The sequence below is a fragment of the Nocardia terpenica genome, from assembly GCF_013186535.1.
Classification (GTDB): Bacteria; Actinomycetota; Actinomycetes; order Mycobacteriales; family Mycobacteriaceae; genus Nocardia; species Nocardia terpenica.
On the sequence record NZ_JABMCZ010000005.1, the window covers coordinates 805,930 to 827,802 of the forward strand.

Annotated in this window: 14 protein-coding genes and 1 pseudogene; 5 read left to right on the forward strand and 10 right to left on the reverse strand. The window is 70.5% G+C overall.

Annotation, left to right across the window (positions count from 1 at the left end):
* Window positions 1-98 precede the first annotated feature (98 nt).
* Window positions 99-1,106 carry a methyltransferase gene (locus tag HPY32_RS39600; protein WP_067587699.1) on the reverse strand — a complete coding sequence of 336 codons (1,008 nt, stop codon included), beginning with the start codon at window positions 1,104-1,106 and terminating at the stop codon, window positions 99-101.
* A gap of 199 nt (window positions 1,107-1,305) precedes the next feature.
* On the opposite strand from HPY32_RS39600, the gene HPY32_RS39605 reads away from it, so the two are divergent.
* The 5 genes from HPY32_RS39605 to HPY32_RS39625 all read left to right on the forward strand — a co-directional run bounded on the left by HPY32_RS39605 (window position 1,306) and on the right by HPY32_RS39625 (window position 6,452).
* On the forward strand, window positions 1,306-2,319 hold the full coding sequence (locus HPY32_RS39605) for an alpha/beta hydrolase (protein WP_171983275.1): 1,014 nt from the start codon (window positions 1,306-1,308) through the stop codon (window positions 2,317-2,319).
* A 61-nt stretch (window positions 2,320-2,380) separates the two neighbouring features.
* Entirely contained in the window at window positions 2,381-2,725 is a 345-nt protein-coding gene (locus HPY32_RS39610; RefSeq protein ID WP_156674431.1) for a hypothetical protein, read from the forward strand.
* A 552-nt stretch (window positions 2,726-3,277) separates the two neighbouring features.
* Entirely contained in the window at window positions 3,278-3,505 is a 228-nt protein-coding gene (locus HPY32_RS39615; protein ID WP_156674430.1) for a hypothetical protein, read from the forward strand.
* Window positions 3,502-5,664, forward strand: coding sequence for a hypothetical protein (locus HPY32_RS39620; protein WP_156674429.1), 2,163 nt, complete (start codon window positions 3,502-3,504; stop codon window positions 5,662-5,664). The genes HPY32_RS39615 and HPY32_RS39620 overlap by 4 nt, the downstream gene beginning before the upstream one ends.
* A gap of 101 nt (window positions 5,665-5,765) precedes the next feature.
* Window positions 5,766-6,452, forward strand: a complete 687-nt coding sequence (locus HPY32_RS39625; RefSeq protein ID WP_067595749.1) for a class I SAM-dependent methyltransferase — start codon at window positions 5,766-5,768, stop codon at window positions 6,450-6,452.
* Here HPY32_RS39625 and HPY32_RS39630 read toward each other — a convergent pair.
* The 9 genes and pseudogenes from HPY32_RS39630 to HPY32_RS39660 form a co-directional block, all read right to left on the reverse strand.
* Window positions 6,440-6,880, reverse strand: coding sequence for a MarR family winged helix-turn-helix transcriptional regulator (locus tag HPY32_RS39630; RefSeq protein WP_067587687.1), 441 nt, complete (start codon window positions 6,878-6,880; stop codon window positions 6,440-6,442). The two genes, HPY32_RS39625 and HPY32_RS39630, sit on opposite strands and share 13 nt — an antisense overlap.
* A 47-nt stretch (window positions 6,881-6,927) precedes the next feature.
* A complete protein-coding gene (locus tag HPY32_RS39635; RefSeq protein ID WP_067587683.1) occupies window positions 6,928-8,151 on the reverse strand; it encodes an MFS transporter in 1,224 nt (407 codons plus the stop codon).
* Window positions 8,152-8,156: 5 nt separating this feature from the next.
* Window positions 8,157-9,569: an amidase gene (locus tag HPY32_RS39640; RefSeq protein ID WP_067587681.1), complete on the reverse strand. Its 1,413-nt coding sequence runs from the start codon at window positions 9,567-9,569 to the stop codon at window positions 8,157-8,159.
* Window positions 9,566-10,966, reverse strand: a complete 1,401-nt coding sequence (locus HPY32_RS44180; protein ID WP_067587678.1) for a phthiocerol/phthiodiolone dimycocerosyl transferase family protein — start codon at window positions 10,964-10,966, stop codon at window positions 9,566-9,568. Before HPY32_RS44180 ends, HPY32_RS39640 begins: the two co-directional genes overlap by 4 nt.
* Window positions 10,956-11,822 carry an SDR family oxidoreductase gene (locus tag HPY32_RS39645; RefSeq protein ID WP_067587675.1) on the reverse strand — a complete coding sequence of 289 codons (867 nt, stop codon included), beginning with the start codon at window positions 11,820-11,822 and terminating at the stop codon, window positions 10,956-10,958. Before HPY32_RS39645 ends, HPY32_RS44180 begins: the two co-directional genes overlap by 11 nt.
* Window positions 11,819-12,985: an FAD-dependent oxidoreductase gene (locus HPY32_RS39650; protein WP_067587672.1), complete on the reverse strand. Its 1,167-nt coding sequence runs from the start codon at window positions 12,983-12,985 to the stop codon at window positions 11,819-11,821. The genes HPY32_RS39645 and HPY32_RS39650 overlap by 4 nt, the downstream gene beginning before the upstream one ends.
* A 2-nt stretch (window positions 12,986-12,987) precedes the next feature.
* Window positions 12,988-17,031, reverse strand: a complete 4,044-nt coding sequence (locus tag HPY32_RS44185; RefSeq protein WP_197696486.1) for a non-ribosomal peptide synthetase — start codon at window positions 17,029-17,031, stop codon at window positions 12,988-12,990.
* Between the two features lie 115 nt (window positions 17,032-17,146).
* A pseudogene (locus HPY32_RS46690) lies at window positions 17,147-20,179 on the reverse strand (non-ribosomal peptide synthetase); the annotation flags it as partial.
* Between the two features lie 137 nt (window positions 20,180-20,316).
* Window positions 20,317-21,858 carry an MFS transporter gene (locus HPY32_RS39660; protein ID WP_067587668.1) on the reverse strand — a complete coding sequence of 514 codons (1,542 nt, stop codon included), beginning with the start codon at window positions 21,856-21,858 and terminating at the stop codon, window positions 20,317-20,319.
* Window positions 21,859-21,873: the final 15 nt, after the last annotated feature.

Here is a 21,873-nt window from a genome sequence, read left to right on the forward strand (position 1 = left end):
ACAGGGGAATTCGCGACCGAATAGGGGTATAATCCGTTGGCCTACCAGGGCATTGGGCAAGGGACCGATCCAGACATAGGGGGTCCGTCGCCCAACGTTCAGCGCGACGATGCCAACTCGACAATGGAACGCGAGCCCGCCGACATCACCACATTCACCCGTAGCCCAACCGATTTCGCCAGTTCACCGAGTTGGGGCAAGGTCCGCTCCCGGCCTCGGACGTAGCAGAGCATCCGGAGGTCGCCCTCGGTGTCGAGGCTCTGTTCGCGATCGCCGATGTGGTCGACGATCAGTACCACTCCCCTTCGGGCGACCGCGTCGGCGCACCGGCGCAGGATGCGGGCGGCGTCCTCGTCGTCCCAGTCGTGGATCACGCCGGAGAGTACGTAGCCGCCCGCTCCGACCGGGAGAGGGTCGAAGAAGCTCCCCGGCACGGCATCGGCTCGATCGCCGAGACCGGCTGCGGTGAAAGCCTTTTGGGCGTTGGCGGCCGGGGCGGGGAGGTCGATGACCGTGCCGCGGAGTTCCGGATGGGCGCGCAGGATCGCGATCAGGAGGGCGCCGTTGCCACCGCCGACGTCCACGACGTGACCGAGTGCGCCCCAGGGGTAGGCGGCGGCGACCGCGGGCAGGTCCGCGGTCAGCCGGGAGCCCATGAGGGCGTCGAACGATGCCGAGCGCCCGGCGTCGGCCGCGAGGTCGTCCCAGAACGGGACGCCGAACTGGAGCGGGAAGGCGGGCTCGCCGGTGCGGACGGTGTGCAGCAGGTGGATGAAGGACAGGTCGGCACGGCCGATCGCGCCGTCCAGGTCCAGCCAGGGGCGTACCCCGGATGGATCGTCGTCGCGCAGGTGCTCGCCCAGGGGCGTCAGGTCGTAGCCGTCCGCCGCGCGGACCAGCACACCGGCGGTCACCAGGTGGTCCAGCACTCGCCGCAGCGCGTCCCGGTCGGCGTGCACCGTCGCGGCCAGTTCCTCGGCGGTGCGGACACCCGCGCCGATATGGTCGGCCAGCCGCAGCGTCGCGGCCACCCGAATCGCCATCGGCGTCACCAGATCGGCGGCCGCCCACAGTCCCCCACCCCACCCGGTCGCTTCCTCGGTCATGAGCACCTCCCTGCTCGACGATTGCTCGATTCGACCCCACCGCTGCTCAATGTATCCCCGCTTCCGGCCGCGCTCGGCCCCAATGCGCGTCCTACGGAAAGACAACCGGGCAGTAACAATTTCACCCCGAGCAAAGACATAGCGTCGAGGGTGCATCGGCCCGAGACCGATGCAAGCACAGCCAGTAAGGGAGTTTTGGATGAATTGCCGGATTCGGCGGCGGACGCTGTCCGCGCTCGCCGTAGCGCTCAGCGCCACGCTGTCGGTGACGTTGCTCGGCGGCACCGCCTCCGCGGACCCGGCGAAGCCCCCGGCGGTCACCTCGGTCGACAAGCAGGGGCGCACCTGGCATCTGAAGGTGTACTCGGCGGCGATGGATCGGGAGATCCCGGTCGATGTGCAGCGTCCCGTCGACGAATCCGCCCCCGCGCCGAACCTGTACCTGCTCAACGGCCTGGACGGCGGCGAGGGCACCGCGAGCTGGCAGGACCAGACCCACGTGCTGCCGTGGCTGGCGGACAAGCAGGTCAATGTCGTCGAGCCGATCGGCGGCCGCGGCAGCTACTACACCGACTGGCAGCAGCCGGACCCGGTCCTCGGCGTGAACAAGTGGAAGACCTTCCTCACCGAGGAGCTACCCCCGCTGCTGGACGAGACCCTGCACTCCACGGGCCGCAACGCGCTGGCCGGACTGTCGACATCCGGCACCTCGGTGCTGCAACTGGCCGAGGCCAAGCCGGGTCTGTGGAAGTCCGTGGCCGCCTACAGCGGATGCGCGCAGATCTCCGACCCGATCGGCCAGCAGTACGTCAAGCTCGCCACCGAGGCGTGGGCCGGTGGGAACACCGTGAATATGTATGGCCCGCCGGACAGCCCGCTGTGGCGGGAGAACGATCCGGTCGTCAATGCGGAGAAGCTGCGCGGCACCCTGCTCTATGTCTCGGCGGGCAGCGGCATTCCGGTGATGAGCGATGTCCAGTGGTACCTGAACGACGCCCCCGGGCCGACGGGCGCGGTCAACCTCGCGCTCGGCATGATCATCGAGTCGGCCGTCGACGGCTGCACGCACAATCTGAAGACCCGGCTCGATTCGCTGAACATTCCGGCTACCTACCAGTTCACCCCGGTGGGAACGCATTACTGGCCGTATTGGGAACAGGCGCTGCACGATTCGTGGCCGCTGCTGGCGCAGGGCATGGGACTGGCCGCATAGGGATCGGCACCCCCAGTTCTGGGGTGTTGGCGGAGTTGATCATGAATTCTAGGGTATTTCCATGCTGAAGTTTGGATTGTGTTCTGCCGCAAGCATTCTCGCCGTCACCGCGATGGCCTTCGCCACTCCCACCGCCTCGGCCTTCCCCACCGGTTCGTCCCTACCCTCCGGTTCGGCGGGGAGCGGCGACGGCCGGGATGAGGTGATCATCGACGGTACGGTCCTGCTGAGCGATCTGGACTCGTGCTGGGCCAGCGGTTTCCCGCGTGACATCCGCTTCGAGAACCGCAGCAGGCGCACCTTCCTGGTGTACGGATCCAAGGACTGCACGGGCGAACCCACCGCGACCGTGGCCCCGGGCGCGACCGCGACGTATTACGGCTGGTCGGCCGTGGCGGCCAGGTAAATCGAACTTCCTTCCGGGACATGACCATCTACAAGAACAGGCCGGTTGGTTGGGAGTGAGCCCGCCGTTGCAGCGGTGGGCCCACTCCCGGACGTGAACGGCGCGTCCGGGCCCAGGGAGAGGGGGGCGGCCGTGCGGGCATCCCGTCCGGCACTGGGCGGGATGGCCCGCATTCCAGTGTCGGGGGGTTTCGGCCGACGCGTCCAGTACTGTCGCGGGTCCGGAAACGTTTCCGTCCGACTTGCCGTGTTTCCGACGCCGCGACCTGTGTGAAACGGGAAAAGCGGGCCGGGATCGGAAACGGCCGGGCGTGAGCTGAGCCACATGCGTTTCGGGTCGGTGGGGGCCGACGAAAGTTTTCGGACTCGGTGGGTTTCCTTGAACCGCGGTGGCGGCGGTGCGACTCTGGGGCTCGGCGCCGCCATCACGAGTGGCTCCGCGGGACTGCTTGCAGGCGGTCCGGTTTCGAGCGGAGCCCGCACCGGGGGTGTCGCCTCGTGGTATCAGCCGGTTCGTCCGGGCCAGGGAGACAATCGAAAAGAGGTGGGGGTCGTGATCGAGAAATCGTTCTCGCAGCGTCCGTGTGTGCCGTCTCCGGTGTGGGGATGGGGTGTGCGGGTGCTGGTGCTGGTGATCGTGGTGGTGGCGACGGTGACGCTGGCCGGGTGCGGGATCGCCCCGGCGACGGCGGTCGCGGTGGTGAGCGCGGCCGGGTTGGCCGCGGTCGAGATCGCCGCGAAACTCCTCGCCCCGACGCCGATTCGGGGGCGAGCGCAGTGACCACCCCGCAACCGGCGGCCGAGGTGCCGCCGGTCGCGGAGGTGCTCGCCTTCAAGCAGCGGCTGCGCGAGGAGGTGGCCGCCAGCGGCTTCAGCCACGGCGAGCTCGCCGAACGGGTGCCGGTCGTCCCCGGCACCCTGTCCCGCGCCCTCCGCGACAACTACGGCCTGCCCACCTGGCAGGTCACCGAACCGATCGTCCGCACCTGCCTACGCCGCCGCTTCCCGGACCTGCCCGCCCCGGCCCTACAGTCCCGCCTCGCCGACTGGAAACACCAGTGGGACAACGCCCGCGAGGCCCGCGACCAGGCCGCTGGCACGCCCCGGCCCGCGGCCGGGCCACCAGCTACACAGCAAGCCACAGCCAGAGCAACACCTCCCGCACAACAGTCCGCAGCCGGAACAGCCCCTCCCGCACAACAAGCCACGGCCGGGGTGACACCTTCCACACAGCAAGCGGCGACAGGGGCGACAGCTCCCACACAACAGGCCGAAGCCGGGACAGCACCTCCCGCACAGCAAGCGGCAGCAGGGATGGCAGCTTCCACACAGCAAGCCGCGGCAGAGGCGACAGTTTCTGTGCAACAGGCCGAGGTAGGAGCGACGCTCCCGGCGCAGCAAGCTGCCGCTGGTGGCAGTGCCCTCCCGCCGGGCGGGATTGCGGTCGGTGGACGGGCACCGGCGCATCCCGATGGAGGATCGGCGGCGTCCCGGATGCCCGATGGTTCGCGTCGCTCGCGGGCGCGGCGGGTTTGGTGGGTGGCGGGTGCGGCGGTGGTTGTTGCGGTGGTGGCCGTGGCCGTGGTGGTCTTCGTGCTTCGTTCTCGGGGTGAGAATGGCTGTGTTGCAGCGGGTTTGACGGTGGATTCGGGTGAGTGCACGGGGGTGTCGGATGGGGGGTTCGATGGGTTCGATCCCGCGTATTCCGATGTGGTCGATCGGATTCGTGATCAGAATCGGGCGGTGGGGGACGATTACGTCGACTTGGCGGTGATGGGGCCGTTGACGCAGACCGCCGAGCCCGGTCAGCTGGATCGGGATCAGGTGCGGCAGATGTTGATCGGTGCCGCGGTGGCGCAGCAGCGGGTGAATACCGGGCCGCTGGTGGGTGATCCGCGGCCGCGGGTGCGGCTGTTGCTCGCCAATCAGGGGTCCCATCAGGATCTTTGGCGGACTCCGGTGCGGGAGTTGACCGCGATCGCCGCGGACCCGCACCGGCATCTGATCGGTGTGGTCGCGCTGGGCACCAGCGTGGCCGGGACGCGGGACGCGGTGCAGGCGTTGAGCCGGGCCGGGATTCCGATCATCGGCACCATCACCACCGCGGACGATCTGGACTACGAGCACGTGCCCGGCATGCTGCGGGTGACGCCGTCCACCGGCGCGTTCGTGTCCGCGCTGGCCGGATTCCTCACCGACCGGCCCAAGTTGGGGCCCGCGATCGTCGTGTGGGATCAGAACGCGGAGAATCGCGGCGACATCTACGCCGCCTCGCTGCGCGACGATTTCCACGCCCAGCTCGCCCGGTGGATCGGCGACCTGCCCGACCAGGGGTTCGTGGGCAAGAGCATCCCGAGCGACGACCGGCCCGACATGTTCGACACCGTCACCATCAATGTGTGCCAGGCCGGGGCGCGCACGGTCCTGTTCGCGGGGCGCATCACCGATCTGCCGCCGTTCATCGATTCGCTGTCCCGGCGCGCCTGCCGCGACCGGCCGCTGACGATCATGACCGGGGTGACCGCGCTGACCGCCATCGACCGCACCGAGACCCAGCGCCTGCGGCAGGCGGACATGTCCGTCGTCTACGCCGGGGTCACCGACCCGCACACCTGGCCGCGCGGCGAGGGCAATCCGCCGCCGGGATACCGCGACTATCTGACCGCGGTCGCGCAGGCCGGGTATCCGCCCGACCTGGTCGACGCCTACACCTGCCTGACCCACGACGCCGTGCTCACCGCCACCCGCGCCGCCCGCATGGCCTCCCCCGGCACGCTGCTGCCCACCCCGGGCGATGTCCGCAGCCAGTTGCGGAACATCAACGGCGCCTACACCATTCCCGGGTGCTCGGGCACCGTCTCCTTCACCACCACCAGCAACGGGAACCCGGTCGGCACCGCGATTCCCGTCGTCACCATCGGCCCGGACACCACCCGGTGACACCGCCCCGTCTGTGCACGAAATATGCGGCAGCGCAATGCTATCCGGGAGCTATATCAGGATCGTTGACACATATCAGCATGGCTGATATCCAGGAGGACATGACCACACCAAGTGAGTTCACGTTCGAGAATGTGTATCGCGGCGAGGGCCCGACCGGGCCGGGCAAGGCGCCGTGGAGTATCGGTGAGCCGCAGCCGGAGCTGGCGGCCCTGATCGAGCAGGGCAAGTTCCACGGCGACATCCTCGATGTCGGCTGTGGCGAGGCGGCCATCTCGCTGTACCTGGCCGAGCGCGGGCACACCACGGTCGGCCTGGACAGCGCGCCCACCGCCATCGAACTGGCCCGCGCCGAGGCCGCCCGCCGCGGTCTCACCAACGCCTCGTTCGAGGTCGCCGACATCTCCGCGTTCACCGGCTACGACGGCCGCTTCGGCACCATCGTCGACAGCACGCTGTTCCATTCCATCCCGGTGGAGCTGCGCGAGGGCTACCAGCAGTCCATCGTCCGCGCGGCCGCGCCCGGCGCGTCCTATTTCGCGCTGGTCTTCGACCGCGCGGCGCTGCCGGAGACTCCCGGACCCGGCCCCAACCCGGTCACCGAAGACGAACTGCGGCAGGTCGTTTCGAAGTACTGGGTGGTGGACTCCATCGCCCCGGCCCGCATCCACGGCAACCTGCCGACCGAGCTGCCCGATGCCCCGGGATTCCGGTTCCAGGGCATGCGCAAGGAGCCGTCCGGCTACACCTCGGTGCCCGCCTGGCTACTGTCGGCTCACCTGGGCTGATCGACGATCTCCGCCTCCCCGATCGCGCCGAGCAGCCGCTTGAGCTCTCGGCGCCGGGCCGGGGTGAGCGCGGCCAGCACCTCCTCGTCGGCGGCCTGCACCGCGGCCTGCGCCCGCCGCATCAGTTTCCGGCCCTCGGCGGTCAGCTGCGCGGGCAGCGCCCGCCCCGATGCCACCGTCGCGGGCCGGACCACCGCCCCCCGCTCCTGCAATCCCCGCAGCACGGTATTCATCGTCTGCGGCGAAACATTCACCGTCCGAGCGAGTTCCGCATTGGACAACCCCGGCCGCACGGCCAGCAGCTTCATGCACACGAACGCGGGCACCGTCAGCCCCAACGGCCGCAACCGCGCATTCACCCTCGGGTGCAGGGCGGTGGTCGCCCGATACAGCAGGTACCCCAGGGGCAGATCGTCGAACTCGGACATATCAGCAATGCTGACATATGTCAGGGTTGCTGATATGCGGTAAGCCGCTATCGGTGAATCACGGTGTCCTGCTGCGGAAGCGCCCGATCGGTGTCGTAGGTGGTCAGCGGACGGTAGCCCAGCAGAGCGACGAGCAGCGCGACGGCACCGGCGGCGACGGCGACGGCGAAACCGCCCCGGGGACCGAAGGTGTCCACCGCCTTGCCCGAGACGCTCGCCCCGAGGGCCACGCCCATGCTGAGCCCGGTCAGGGCCCACGTCATCCCCTCGGTGAGCTTGTCGGAGGGCACGATCCGCTCGACCAGGCTCATAATGACGATCATGCCGGGGGCGAAGAACACTCCGGCGACGAACACCGTCGCCGACAGGCCCGCGATGGTGCCGACGACCAGCAGCGGCACCGTGGTCGCGGCGGTGCCCGTCACGAACAGCAGCAGCAGGCGCGGCAGCGGGGTCTTCGGTTTCAGGGCGCCGAAGGCCAGCCCGGCCAGCGCCGAGCCCACCGCGTAGATCGACACCACGATCCCGGCCGCGGCCGTATTCCCTTGGTGCTCGGCGAAATTGACGCTGACCACGTCGACGGTTCCGACGATGGTGCCCCCGGCGACGAGCACCAGGACCAGGAATACCAGCGGGCCGGATCGCAGCGCCGACCCGCCGCCGTCGCCGGTCGGGGCGTGCACCGGCGGCTCGGTGCCGCGCTGGGCGACGAACAGCGCCACGCCCACCGCCAGCAGCACGGTCGCGATCAACGGTCCGGCCTCCGGGAAGACCAGGGTGCACACCGTCACCGACAGGGCCGGACCGACCACGAAGGTCAGCTCGTCGACGACCGATTCCAGCGAAAAGGCCGTGTGCAGCCGCGGCGAGTCGCGGTAGAGCTGCGACCACCGCGCCCGCACCATCGCCGCCATATTCGGCATGCACCCCGCCGGGATCGCGAAGACGAACAGCGTCCACACCGGCGCGTCGTAGCGGGTGCACAGCAGCAGCGCTCCCATGGCCAGCACGCTGATTCCCATGGCGGGCACCAACACTCGGCCCTGCCCGTGCCGGTCCACCAGGCGCGAGACCTGCGGCCCGAACAGGGCCATGGAAAACGTGAAGACCGCCGAGACGGCACCGGCGAGGGCGTACTGCCCGCGCAGCTGGGACAGCATCGTGATGAGGCCGATCCCGGTCATGGAGATCGGCAGCCGGGCGAGGAAACCGGCGGCGGAGAACGCCACCGACCCGGGCGCCGAGAACAGCTCGCGGTAGGCATTGGCCATGAAAGTCAGCCCAGCCCTCCCGGTCGCTCCGCGACCCACGGCCGGGCCTGTTCGAATGCGGCCGCGGCGGCCAGGATTCGGTCCTCCGCGCCCGGCGCGCCGACCAGCTGAATCCCCACCGGCAGGTGCTGCGCGGTCCGCCCGGCCGGGACGCTGATGGCCGGTTGGCCCGTAATGCTGAACGGATAGGTGAACGCGAGCCAGCTCGCGTATTCGTGCCACTGCTCGCGGAAGCCGGTCCCGGGCGGCGCCGAGTCCACCTTCGGCGGCTGCACGGTGAGCGTCGGGGTGACCAGCAGATCGAAATCGGCCCAGCCCCGGACGATCTCGGCGGCCCGGTGCTGCGCGGCCGCGACGGCGGCGCAGTAGTCGGCCGCTGTCAGCCGCTGCCCGTGCAGGGCGATCTCCACCGTCGAGGGCTCCAGCTCCGACAGCCGCGCCGCCGGCACGTTCGCCACCAGGGCCGCCACGTTTCCGGCCATGACCGTGAGGAACGCATCGAGCAGTCCGTCCAGAGACAGCTCGGCCTCCACCACCTCGTGCCCCTGGTCGGCGAAGGCGCCCACCGCCTCCCGGCACGCGGAGGCGACCTCCGCGTCGACCGCACCGTGCGGCGGGGTGCCGAGGTAGGCGACCCGCAGCCGCTCGGGCCCGCGATCGCAGGCCGCGAGGAACGATTCGGTCGGTGCGGGCAGCCCGTACGGTTCGCCCGGCACCGGCCCGGCCGTGACGTCCAGCATCAGCGCGACATCGCGCACCGTGCGCGCCATCTGAGTGTTCACCGCGTAACCCGACCACTGCTCGTATGCGGAAGGGGCCCATGGTGTTCGGCCACGGCTGGGCTTGAGACCCACGATGCCGCAGGCGGAGGCGGGCACCCGCCCCGATCCCCCGCCGTCCGCGGCCTGGGCGAGCGGGACCATGCCCGCGGCCACCGCGGCCGCCGCCCCGCCGCTGGAACCGGCCGGGCTGTGGTCGGTGTCCCAGGGATTGCGCGTCGCGGGCCAGAGCCGATTGTCGGTGGTGACGCGCAGACCGAATTCCGGCATGTTCGTGGTGCCGATGAGGATCGCCCCGGCCGCGCGCAGCCGGGCGACGACCTCGGTATCGAAGCCGGGAACGTAGTCGGCGAAGGCGCGCGAACCGTAGTCGGCCGGAAGGTCTTCCGACTCGTTGACCGCCTTGATCACGAACGGCACCCCGTGCAGCGGTCCGCGCTCCGCGGCCGGAACCCGGTCCGCGGCGCGCGCGTCGTCGAGCGCCTTCGCCGCCCGCATCGCGGTAATGGCGTTCAGGTAGGGATTGGTCTGTTCGATGTATTCGAGCACGGCGCGCGTGGATTCCACGGCGCCGAGCCGATCGGCGGCAATGAGATCGCGGATCTCCAGCGCGGTGGAGAAGATCGGCGGTGTCGTCACGGGTGTGCTCCTCGGGAAGTCGGGACGGCGGCCGTCACCTTGGCGACGCAGCCGTCGGCGATGCGCACGGCGCGGGTGTGCGACAGCACGTCGGAGACGTAGGTGAAGTTCCAGAACAGGTGGCCGTGGCAGGAATTGACGGTGGCGACCATGGCGCCGGTCACCGACAGCGAGGCGAGGAACTGCGCGCCCTCCACCCGCCACGGCCCGATGTCGTCGGGAAAGTCGAACCGCCCGATATTGGACAGGCAGTAGTTGATCGGCCCCCGCTCGTCCAGGTAGCGGACGAACGGCTCGCTGTCGACGAGTCGTTCCGGTCCCGCCGCGGTGAATCCGTGGATCATCGAAAAGTGTTCGCCCAGTTGCTTGCGGGCGCGCAGATCGTTGTTGACCTCGCGGGCCATCGCCCACAGCGAGCGGCCGGGCCGGTAGTCGACGTGGGTGGGCACGGTCGCCACGTAGCTGCCCATGTCGACGTCGGTGACCGGCGGGTCGAGCTCGGCGCGGAAGTTGATCGGCGAGCCGATGGAGTAATGGCCGCCGACGGTATCGCCGCAGTCCTCGGCCAGGGCGGCGATCATGGCGGCGGCGAGAACGCCGTGCACGCTGACACCGTGTGCGCGGCATGCCCGCACGAGCGCATCCAGCACCTCCGGCGGCAGCGACCGGTGCAGCAGGCGGCTGCGCCGCTCGGTGGGCGGCACCGGCGTCTCGGGATCGATCCGCCGGGGCCGCAGGGCTCGGAGGTCGCGATCGTCGCGAGTCTGCTTGGCGCGCGCCCGATCCCGGCCGCGCCTGCCGGTGTGCTCGGTCGGGAACAGCGCCTCGGCGGCGGGCATCGGCGACCTGGCGAACTGGATGTCCGCGCCGCGCAGCCGCCGGTGTGCGGCGAGCGCCAGCCACTGCCGCACCAGCGACAGGGCCGTCGTCCCGTCGGAGACGACGTGCGAGACGGACAGGATCAGATCGTGCGCGTCGCCGCCGGGGTCGCCGGACTCGGACTGGTGGGTCAGCACCGTCGCCTTCGCCAACGGCCCACCGCGCCAATCGATCCGGTCGTTGAGCACCCGGTCGTCGACGACCTCGGCCCAGCGTGGCCGCCGCGCCGCGCGCGGGCCGAACACCTGGTGATCCAGCGGAATGCCGCGACCGATGATCGGCACGAACCGCGGCCTGCTCCCGGTCGGGTCCGGTTCGATGGCGACCCGTAACAGGGGGTGGCGCACTTGAAGTGCGGTCAGCGAGGTCCGCAGCAGCGTATGCGGCAGCGCACCGTGCACCCGCACCCGCCCGATCACCGTGAGCGGCGCGAGTTGGTCGGCGATCCAGTACCAGCGTTCGAGGGGTCCCAGCTCACGGGCGGGCGCCGCGGCCTCGGCGACGGGACTAGCGCGCATCCGCGCCTCCCCGCAGGTAACGGTCGAGGAGCCGATCGGGCAGCAGCCGCGCCAGGACGGCGACGCGGCGCGAGTCCGGTCCGACGCGATAGCGCGTGCGCGGCCGGGTCGCGGTCAGGGCGCGGGCCACCACCGCGGCGACCTGCTCGCCGGTGGTGTGACTGTCCCGCGCCTGCTGGACGCTCGCGCTCATCGTCGCCTCGAATCCGGCCCGGTAGATCTGCGCGACCTCGGCCGGGGCCTCGTCGAGCACCTGCCCCGCCGTCCGCGGCACCTTGTCCCAGATGGGTGTGAATATCGCGCCCGGTGCGACGACGGACACCTCGACACCGCTGGGCGCGAGCTCGCGGCGCAGGGCGTCGCTGAGCGCCTCCTTCGCGAATTGCGCTGCGGCATAGGCGCCGAAGTGCGGGAAGGCGACCGTGCCGAGGCCGGAGGTGATGTTGACGATCCGGCCGCGCGAGCGGCGCAGCAGCGGCAGGTGGGCGCGGATCATCGACAGCTGGCCGACGAGATTGGTGTCCAGTTGGCGGCGCAACTGCGGTGTGCCGATGCATTCCAGCGGTCCCGCGATGCAGATTCCCGCATTGTTGACCAGTCCCCACAGCTCGCCGTATTCGCTGTCGACGAATTCGGCGCAGGCCCGGATGGAGTCGTCGTCGGTGACGTCGACGAGGGCGTACCGGAGGCGGCCGTGCCGCGCGGCCGCCACCAGTTTCTCGCCGTCCTCGGTCCGGCGCACCCCGGCCACCACCCGGAAGCCGCGGTCTTCCAGATCGAGGACGCAGTCGCGGCCCAATCCGGTGGCGGCCCCGGTGACGACCACGACCTTGCCGGTACGGTCCCGCGCTGTCATGCGGTCACCCCCGGAAAGGTCAACGCGGGCTCCAGTTTTCGCACCAGCGTGCGGTGCGGCATGAACCGGAAGTACCCGTCGCGGATGCGGCGGCGGATCGGTCCCTGCGACTGTTCGAAATCGCTGATCGCCCGGGTCGACTCCACGATCGCGCGGGTCCGCTCGCGCCGGGCGTCCTCGTAGCCGCGCAGCCCGTCGTCGATATCGGTGGCGTGCTCGAGGTGCCGGGCCAGCACCACCGCGTCCTCGATCGCCATGGCCGCGCCCTGGCCGAGGCTGGTGAGCATCGGGTGCGCGGCGTCGCCGAGCAAGGTCACCGGCCCGGCGCCCCAGCGCTCGAGGAACGGCCGGTCCCGGGTGTTGGTGCTGATCAGGTTCTCCTCGGCGGTGACCCGGATCGCGGTCAGCACCTCGTCCGGCCAGCCCGAATACTCCTCGAGCAGTTCGGCTTTGCCGCCGTTCCAGGACATGGACCGATCCAGCGGCATGTTCTTGGTGCCCCACCAGTACAGGCGGCCGTGGCCGATGTCGACCAGCCCGAACCGCATGCCGTCGCCCCAGTGGTGCACGACCGAGCCGGGCGCGAACCGGGGATGCTCGTAGTCGGTGATGCCGAGCCACACGATGTATCCGCTGTCGTGCCACCGCTCGCCCGGACCGGCGATCTGTTTGCGCACGGCCGAATGGAATCCGTCCGCGCCGATCAGCATGTCCGCGTCGGCGGATCGGCCGTCGTCGAAGTGCACCCGGACCCGGTCGCCGATCGGCTCGAAGCGTTCGACGGCGGCGCCGACGGTGACGGGCAGGTCCGCGGCGTACTCGCGCAGGGCGGCAAGCAGATCGGCGCGGCCGACGCAGACGCTGGGCGCGCCCACGCGCTCGATGATCTCCGGGAACGGGAACTCCCGCAGCAGCCTGCCGTGGCGATCCTTGACGTAGTAGCGCTCCAGCACCCGCCCGTGCCGTTCCAGGCGCAGGTCGATGCCGAGCGATTCGAGCGCGGCGATGGCGTTGCTCATCACCGAGAGCCCGAATCCGCCGGAGCGGATCTGCGCGGCCCGCTCGTAGACGTGGACGTCGATGCCGACCTGCCGCAGGGCGATCGCCGCGGTCAGGCCACCGATCCCCGCGCCGACGACGATGGCCGACTTGTTCGCGGACATACTCAGATCTCCTCTGCCTGTTCGGAATTGGCGGTGGTGATAATGGCGTCGACGGTGGCCGCGACGTAGGGCTCCTCCATGAGGGTGAGGTGGTCACCCTCCACCTCGAGCACCGTGAGGCGGCCGGACGTGCGCTGCCCCCACCCGTTGGCCGGATCGGCGTGCAGGCTGTCGATGGCCGTGTGCATGGACCGCAGCACGCCCGGCAGCGGCTCCTTCGCCCGCACCAGGACCATGTCCTGGTCGACGACCTCCGGGTGGTAGTCGAAGGCGGCCCGCCAGTTCGCCTCGTAGAGCCGGAACAGTCGCCGGACGACCGCGCCGCTGCTGTCCTTCGGCAGCACCCCCTCGGCGACCGCCAGTTCGGTCATGAACTCGAATTTCTCCTCCAGCGACCGCAATTCGGCCGGGATCCGGATCTCGGGCGAGTTGCCGCCGCGCCGCAACCACAGCAGTTCCCAGAAGAACCAGCCGAGCAGGGCCTCGTCGTCGGTCCAGGAGCTGCGGTCGGGATTGAGCGCGGTGGTGTCTAACAGGACCAGCGAGCCGATGCTCTCGCCCGCGGCGCGCAGCTGGCGGGCCATCTCGAAGGCCACGAACCCGCCGAAGGACCAACCGCCGATGTGGTACGGGCCCGCGGGCTGCACCCGGCGCATGGCGGCGATGTAGTCGGCGGCCAGCCGCTCGACGCCGCGGACCGGCTGGGTGCCGGAATCGGATCCGGCCGCCTGGAAGGCGTAGAACGGGCGGTCGGCGGGCAGGTGCCGGGTGAAAGGCACGTAGCACAGCACGTTTCCGCCCATCGGATGCACGTAGAACAGCGGCGTCCGGTCGCCGTCGGCCTTGATCGTCACCAGCGGGTCGAATCCGGAATGCCCCTCGGCGGCCCGAACATCGCTGTCCCGCAGGCCGATCGCCAGGTCGGCGATCGTCGGGGAGGTGATGAACCGCGACAGCGGGAGGCCGACGCCGAACCGGTGCTCGACGAGCACGACCGTCCGCATCGCGGTCACCGAGGTGGCGCCCAGGTCGAAAAGGTTGTCGTGCACGCCGATATCGGGCACGCCCAGCAGTTCGATCAGGATCTCGGCGAGCGCCCGCTCGTAGTCGTCGCGGGGCGGCACCCGGTCGGCGGCGGCGATCCGGGTGAGCGGCGCGTCCCGCAGCGCGGCGTCGTCGCGTTTTCCGCTGGGGGTCAACGGGATTGCGGAGATCCACTCGTAGTGGGTCGGCGCCAGGTAGTCGGGCAGTCGTTCGCGTAGTCGGCGCCCGAGGGCGGTCAGGTCGGTGCGCTCGGCGTCGCCGACGAGGAACGCCGCCAGGAAGGCGTCGCCCGCACGATCGCGCCGCGCCACGACGGCGATCTCATCGATCGCGGCCGCCGTCGCCGCCGCGGCCTCGGCGATCGCGAGTTCGGCCTCGGCCGGTTCGACGCGGTAGCCGCGAATCTTCACCTGCCGGTCGGCCCGGCCCAGGGTGACCACCGCGCCATCGGACAGGAGTATGCCGATATCACCGGTCCGGTACAGCCGCTCCCCCGGCCGCCCGTGCGGATTCGGGACGAATCGCTCCTCGGTCAGGGCCGGGCGTCCGGCGTAGCCGTCGGCGAGCACCGCGCCGCCGAGGAAGATCTCGCCCTTGGCCCCCACCGGCACCGGCCGTCCGCGGTCGTCCAGCACCAGCACCTGGGCGCCGTCGATCGGGTGGCCGATCGGCGGCAGGTCCGGGAACGCCGCAGCCTCGCCGGTCATGGCGTGGGCCGCCGCCACGTGGGTTTCGGTGGGCCCGTACTGGTTTTCGAGCACCAGGTCCGGGCCGAGCGCCGCGCAGAAGCGGCGCAGTTCCTCGGTCAGCCGCAGCTGTTCGCCGGAGGAGCAGACGATCCGCAGGCCGCGCGGCGTGATGCCGAGGGTGTCGGCGGCCTCCGCCAGCCGTTGCAGCGCCACGAACGGCATGTACACCCGCTCCACGGCCTCGCGGTCGATGAACCGCAGCAGCTCCGGCATATCGCGGCGCAGGTCGTCGGGCGCGATGACCAGTGCGCCGCCGCCGCACAGCGTCGAGTACATCTCCTGGAAGGAGACGTCGAAACTCAGTGGGGCGTAATGCAGTGTCCGGCCGCCGACCGCGCCGCTGGCGATGCCGTTCTGCCACGCCACCAGGTTGGCGAGCGAACGATGCGGCATGGCAACGGCTTTCGGCTGCCCGGTGGAGCCCGAGGTGAACAGCAGGTACGCCTCGTCGTCGGGGGAGATCTCCGGCAGCGTCGCCGTGTCGTCGTCGCGGTCGTGCGAAAGATCCAGCAGCGCATCGTAGGACGTCACGGTGGCGTCGCCGAACAGGTGTGCGTGCTCGTCCTCCGCGACGACGTGCGACGGCGCGCTCTGCTCGATCATGTACCGCAGCCGTTCCGGCGGATAGGACACGTCCAGCGGTACCGCCGAACAGCCCGCCCGCGCCACCGCCAGCCGCGCGACCACGCTGCGCGGCGAGCGGGCCATGGCGATGCCGATCCGATCGCCCGGCCGCGCCCCGGACCGCACCAGGCTGCGGGCGATGCGCGCGGAGCGCAGCTCCACGTCGGCGTAGGTCCACACCTCGTCCGCCGCGACGAGCGCCTCGACGGCCGGAGTGTGCCGGGCATGAGACAGGAAGGCCCGCACCACATCCGCGTGCGGCCGCGCCGGGCGCGGACCGGCGATCGCGGGCGCGAACACCGATCGGTCGGCGGGTTCGTCGGGTCGTTCGGCGATGGCGCGCAGGATCCGGACGAAGGTGTCGGCGTAGAGATCTCCCTGGGCCTCGGTGAACAGGCGGGGGCTGCCGTCGATCCGTATCCGGATGCCGTCGTCGGCGGGACCGAGCATGGCATTGATCAGCAGCGCGAAATTCGTTTCCTCCCAGGCGAGGAAGCCGCGATCGGCGATACCGGGTAGCCGGAACACGTCGCCGAGTTGGCGGAAGTGAATGAAGTTGAACGCGGTGTCGACCAGCTGGGAGTGGCCCGTATCGCCCTGGATCACCGCCAGCGGCACCCGCCGGTGCGGGTAGGCGTCGCGTTCGCGCGCCAGCACCTCGTGCACGGTGTCGAACCAGGTGCGCGGCGCGATGCGCGCCCGCACCGGCACGGTATTGAGGAACAGGCCGCAGAGGTGTTCGGCGTCTTCGACTTCCGGGCGTCCGTGCGTCACCAGGCCCGTCGTGACATCGTCGCGTCCGCCGAACACCCGCAGCAGGGTGACGTGCGCCGCGAACAACACCGACTTCACCGGCACCCGGCGGTCGCGGGCGACGGCGTGCACGGCCGCGGTGAGGTCGGCGTCGAGCGTCAGATCGCGGACGACGAGCGCCTGCCGTGCGTCGGCGGGCTCGTGCGGCCGAAACCCTTCCAGCCGCACCGGATCCGCGTCGCGCAGTTCCGCCCGCCAGTGGTCGCGGCTGCGCCGCGACGCCTCCGCGCGGCGCTCCTCGACGACATACAGTGCCGGAGAGGGCAATTGCTTGCGCCGCACCGGGTCGGTGTGCAGGCCCAGCGCATAGGTGTAGTCCCGCAACAACTCCGAGACGAGATTGGCGACGCTGCCGCCGTCGAGGATCGCGTGGTGGAAGCTCAGCACCAGTTCGACGGTGCCGGGCAGCAGGAACGCCCGGAGGTGGTGCAGCCCCGGCCGTTCGAACCGGTAGTCGTAGCGCCGCCGCCGCTCGATGTGGTCGTGGATGCGGGCCTCGGCCGACTCCGGCGGGGCGTCGCGCAGATCGACCACGTCGACTGCCGGGTCGATGGCGCGGTGCACGATCTGCAGCGGCTCGGAGTAGCCGCCGAGGTCGAACGACGACCGCAGCGCGGGGTGGCGGGCGACGAGCGCGTCGAAGCAGGTGCGGAAAACCTCGTCGTTCCAGGGCAATTCGAGGCTGTAGCGGAAGACGTCGCGGTAGGTGGCCGATCCCTGGCGTTCCCGGCTGTGGAACAGCAGCCCCAGTTGCAGCCGGGTCACCGGGTAGGCGTCCTCGTAGGCGCCCAGCCGCGCCCGGTCCACGTGCGACACCAGCGCGAACGGCGCGAGCGCCGGGCGCGGCTCGGGCTCGGCCGCCGCATCGCCGCGCGGCCAGCGCGGCCACGGTGGGGTTGGCCACGAATTCGTCCAGGCCGAAACGGATTCCGGCGCGCTCGGCCAGCGCCCGCACCCGCAGCATGGTGATCGAGTCGCCGCCCACGGCGAAGTAGTCGGAGTGGATGCCCACCCGCTGCACGCCCAGCACCTGCGCCCAGATCCGGGCCAGGGTGGCCTCGCGCTCGTCGCGCGGTTCGTCGTCGCCGCCGACCGCCTCGACGGACAGCTCCGGCAGCCGCCGCCGGTCGGCCTTGCCGTTGGGAGTCAGTGGCACCCGGTCGATTCGGACGAGGTGCGACGGAATCATGTAGTCCGGCAGGGATTCCGCCAGCCGGGACCGCAGATCGAGGTGATCACGCTCGCGGTCGGCGACATAGTAGGCGACGAGCACCCTGCCGCGGTCGGCGGATTCGCGATCGATCACCACCGCGTCGCGAATATCGGGCAGGGCGACCAGGGCGTTCTGCACCTCGCCGAGCTCGACCCGGTTGCCGCGGATCTTCACCTGATCGTCGATGCGGCCCAGATACTCGATGGTGCCGTCGGCGAGGAATCGTCCCAGATCACCGGTGCGGTAGAGCCGCCCGGCGGGCCGGAACGGGTCGGCGCCGAAGCGCTGGGCGGTCAGGTCCGGCCGATCGAGGTATCCGCGGGCCACCTGCACGCCGCCGATGCACAGCTCCCCGGGCACGCCGACGGGCTGCGGCCGATCGTGCTTGCCGAGCACATAGACCGCGGTGTTGTCCACCGGCGTCCCGATCGGCACCCGGGTCACCGGACCCGTTGCCGCGGAGGGGCATTCGAACGCGGTGACATCGACCGCCGCCTCCGTCGGGCCGTACAGGTTCACCAGCGCGGTCCGCTCGTCGAAGATCCGGTGGAACTGGTTGACGCGTTCCGCGGGCAGCGCCTCGCCGCTGCAGAACACGTAGCGCAGCGACGCCACCGACCGGTGCAGCGCGGGGTCCTCCGCGAGCGTCTGGAGGAACGGGCCGAGCATGGACGGCACGAAATGCACCGCGGTGACCGCGTGCTCCCCCACCGCGCGCACGATCTCGCGCGGATCCTTCTCCGCGCCCGGCGGCAGCAGCGCCACCCGCGCACCGGTCTGCCCCCACCAGAACAGCTCCCACACCGAGACATCGAACGAGGTCGGCGTCTTCTGCAGGAGCGTGTCGCCGGGCCCGATCGGGTACCGGCGCTGCATCCACATCAGCCGATTGGCCACCGCGTGGTGTTCGACCATGACACCCTTCGGGCGGCCGGTCGAGCCCGAGGTGTAGATGACGTAGGCGACGTCCTCGGCGGTCCCGGTGGGGGTGAGCGCGGCGTCGGAGCCGTGCCACAGATCGGCGACGCGCAGCACGGCGGGCAGCTCCGCGCCCGGGTCGACCCCCGCCGAGGTCAGCACGGCCGCGGGGGCGCAGTCGGCCAGCAGCATCCGGATTCGGTCGGGCGGATAGGACGGGTCGACGGGCACATACGCGCCGCCCGCCTTGAGAATGCCGAGCAGGCCGGGCAGCAGTTCCGGGCCGCGCCGGGCCATGATCGCGACCCGCTCGCCGGGGCCGACACCGGCCGCGCGCAACGCCCGCGCCACCTGATTGGACCGCCGCTCCAGCTGCCGGTAGGTGACGGTGTCCCCGGACGCGTCGTCCACGACCGCCGCCGCCTCGGGTGTCCGGGCGGCCTGCTCGGCGAAGCTGCGGTGCAGCGTCTTCTCCGACGAATACTCCACCAGCGCACCCTGATTGCCGCGGACCGCGTTCTCGTACTCGTCGTCGGTGAGCATGGACAGGTACTTCGTCGGCAGTTCGCCGACCTCCAGCCCCTGCCGGATCAGCTCGGTGACGTGCACACCCAGCGCCTCCGCGGAGAAGTCGCCGTCGAACACGTCGCGGGCGTAGTCCAGGTCCACCCGCAGCTGCTGTTCGCCGTCGAACGCCTGCACCATGATCGACAGCGCGTGCGCGTCGTGCACGGGCGCCATCATGGTCGTCGTCACCGCGACATCCGAAATCGCCTGCGGCCGAGGGAAATGCAGATACGACAGCGTCACGTCGAACAGCTGGCGCCGGTCGGCGCCCGAGGCGGGCAGCGCCCGCAGGATCTCGCCGAACGGCAGCCGCTCGTGCTCGCGGAGCGCGCGGACCGTCGTGCCGATCCGTCCGGCGAGCTCGTTCAGCGACACCTCCTCCGTGGTGGGCACCCGCAGCGGAAGGTTGTTGGCGAACTGGGCGACGAGGTCGCGCTGCCGGTCCCCGCGGCGGTTCAGGAACGGGACACCCACCACGATCTCCTCGGCGCGGTGGACGCGGCCGAGGCAGATCGCCAGGGCGGCGGCGAGATACGCGAACGGGGACATGTCGTCCTCGAGGATCCGCCGCACGAACTTGTCCTCGATCACGAACGAGCAGCGCCCGCGGTCCGCGCGCCCGACGCCGGTGCGCGAGAACAGGGCGGGCGCCACCCCGTCGAGATAGTCCCGGTAGAAATCCCGATCCCGCTGGTATTCGGGCGAATTCCGGTACTTCTCGTAATCGTCGACGGATTCGGCATACGACGGCGCATCCGCCGCCGCGGCCGCCCCGGTCTCATAGTTGGTGAGGATCTCCGATGTCAATACATTGAGTCCCCATGAATCCGAGACCAGGTGGTGAGTTTCGACGAACAGATGGGTCACGGTCGCGCTCTCGACGAGAATCGCCGCCCGGTACAGCGGCTGCCCGCTCCGCAGATCGAATCCTTCGCCGAGCCGATCCGCGCACCACTGCCGCACGGCGGCGCCGGGATCGGCGTCCCCGGACAGGTCGACGACCACGGGCGCGGCGTCCGCGCCGGATACGCGGCGCGCCTGCGGATTTCCCGCCTCGTCCTCCTCGAACCGCAACCCGAACGCGTCGCGCCGCCCGACCGCGCGCCGCACACACTCCCCGAGCCGCCCGATATCCACCCGCCCCGCGAGCGACTCGTGCACCACCACATTGAATTGCGGTCCACCGGGATTCCGCAATTCGGCCGCCCAGATATCCCGCTGATAACCGTTGAGTAGAAATACTTCCGATCGATCCGTCGGCACCATAGCGATCCAGCCCCCTTCGAAGCATTATTCGGCCGTTCGCATTCAGGCTAGGGAGCCGACGCCGCGGCGAACACTGCGCGATCGAGTAGTCGAATACGACCGGAATGCGTAGGGGAAGGATCGAAAAACGTCGTCGGTCAGGGTTTTTCGCCGGACGAATAGCCGTCGCTATCGATGGTTCCGACGTGGCGGAGCACGACCACCGACACCAGGGTCAGCGCGAGGACACCGATCCCGGCGACCAGGGCCGAGGTGTGCATGCCCGCGGTGAACGCGTCCTTGGCCGTATCCAGCACGCCCGGCGCGAGATCGGCTTCGGCGGAGACCGCGCCCGCGAGGCTGTCGCGGACCGCGTCCGCGCCCCGGGAGCCGAACCCAGCGGGCAGGTGCCCGTCGATGTGGTGCCGGTATACGGCGGTGGTGAGGCTGCCGAGCACGGCGACCCCCAGCGCCAGTCCCATCTCCTGCACGGTTTCCGACATCCCGGCCGCGGAACCGGATTTGGCGGCGGGCGCGGCCCCGACGACCAGATCGGTTCCGAGCGCGGCGATCGCGCCGAGGCCGAGATACACCAGCGCGAATCCCGCGACCACGAGCGTGATTCCGCCCGTGCTGCCCGCCCGCAGGATGAGCAGATAGCCGACGGTGGAGACGGCCAGCGTGCCCGCCACGATCAGGCCGGGACGGATCCGGCGGGCGACGAGCGGCGCCGCGAGCGCGGCCACGAACATCATCAGCGCGGGCGGCCCCATCCACAGCCCGGCCGCGATCGGCGAGACCTGCGCGACGAGCTGAACGTACTGCGTCACCAGGAACATCACGCCACCGACGCCGATCAGCCCGAACAGCAGCACACCGAGCGCGGCGGTGAACGTCCGGCTCGCGAACAGCGTCATGTCCAGCAGCGGGTCGGCGATGCGGCGCTGCCGCCGCACGAACACCCACCCGAAAACGATTCCGGCGACCAGGATTACGCCGCCACCCACGTCCAGGCCGTCCTTGGCCACCCGCTTCACGACGTAGATCACGGGCAGGATCGCAGCCAGCGACAGCGCCACACTCACCAGATCGATCCGGCCGCTGTCGGGGGCGCGGTATTCGGGCAGCAGCACCGGCGCCAGCGCCAGCAGGATCGCCACCAGCGGCACCGCGATCAGAAACGCCGAACCCCACCAGAACCGGTCCAGCAGCACGCCCCCGACCAGCGGCCCCGCGGCCATGCCCAGCGCGAACATCATCGCCCAGATGCCGACCGCGACGGCGCGCTGCCGGGCGTCGGTGAACATGGTGCTGATCAGCGACAGCGTGGACGGCATGAGCGTGGCCCCGGCGACGCCGAGCGCGGCGCGGCTCGCGATCAGGATCTCCGGATTGGGGGCGAACGCCGCGACGACCGACACCGCCCCGAAGGCGGCGGCGCCGATCATCAGCACCCGGCGGCGGCCCACCCGATCACCGAGGGTGCCCATGGTGATGAGGAATCCGGCGACGAGAAATCCGTACGCGTCCATGATCCACAGCGCCTCGGTGCTGCTCGGCCGCAGATCCACCGACAGGGCGGGCAGCGCCAGGTACAGGATGGTGACGTCGAGCCCGAGCAGCGCCGTCGGCAGCGCCAGGATCGCCAGCCCCGCCCATTCCCGGGGACCGGCGCGATGTACGACCGAGGAGGTGTTCATACCGTCCAGACTGTC

What these genes read in the sequence shown, in the direction of transcription:
- HPY32_RS39635 (WP_067587683.1), bottom strand. Translation starts at nt 8,151, where the DNA reads ATGGCCAATGCCTACCGCGAGCTGTTCTCGGCGCCCGGGTCGGTGGCG.
- HPY32_RS39660 (WP_067587668.1), bottom strand. Translation starts at nt 21,858, where the DNA reads ATGAACACCTCCTCGGTCGTACATCGCGCCGGTCCCCGGGAATGGGCG.
- HPY32_RS44180 (WP_067587678.1), bottom strand. Translation starts at nt 10,966, where the DNA reads ATGCGCGCTAGTCCCGTCGCCGAGGCCGCGGCGCCCGCCCGTGAGCTG.
- HPY32_RS39600 (WP_067587699.1), bottom strand. Translation starts at nt 1,106, where the DNA reads ATGACCGAGGAAGCGACCGGGTGGGGTGGGGGACTGTGGGCGGCCGCC.
- HPY32_RS39645 (WP_067587675.1), bottom strand. Translation starts at nt 11,822, where the DNA reads ATGACAGCGCGGGACCGTACCGGCAAGGTCGTGGTCGTCACCGGGGCC.
- HPY32_RS39610 (WP_156674431.1), top strand. Translation starts at nt 2,381, where the DNA reads ATGCTGAAGTTTGGATTGTGTTCTGCCGCAAGCATTCTCGCCGTCACC.
- HPY32_RS39605 (WP_171983275.1), top strand. Translation starts at nt 1,306, where the DNA reads ATGAATTGCCGGATTCGGCGGCGGACGCTGTCCGCGCTCGCCGTAGCG.
- HPY32_RS39630 (WP_067587687.1), bottom strand. Translation starts at nt 6,880, where the DNA reads ATGTCCGAGTTCGACGATCTGCCCCTGGGGTACCTGCTGTATCGGGCG.
- HPY32_RS39625 (WP_067595749.1), top strand. Translation starts at nt 5,766, where the DNA reads ATGACCACACCAAGTGAGTTCACGTTCGAGAATGTGTATCGCGGCGAG.
- HPY32_RS39650 (WP_067587672.1), bottom strand. Translation starts at nt 12,985, where the DNA reads ATGTCCGCGAACAAGTCGGCCATCGTCGTCGGCGCGGGGATCGGTGGC.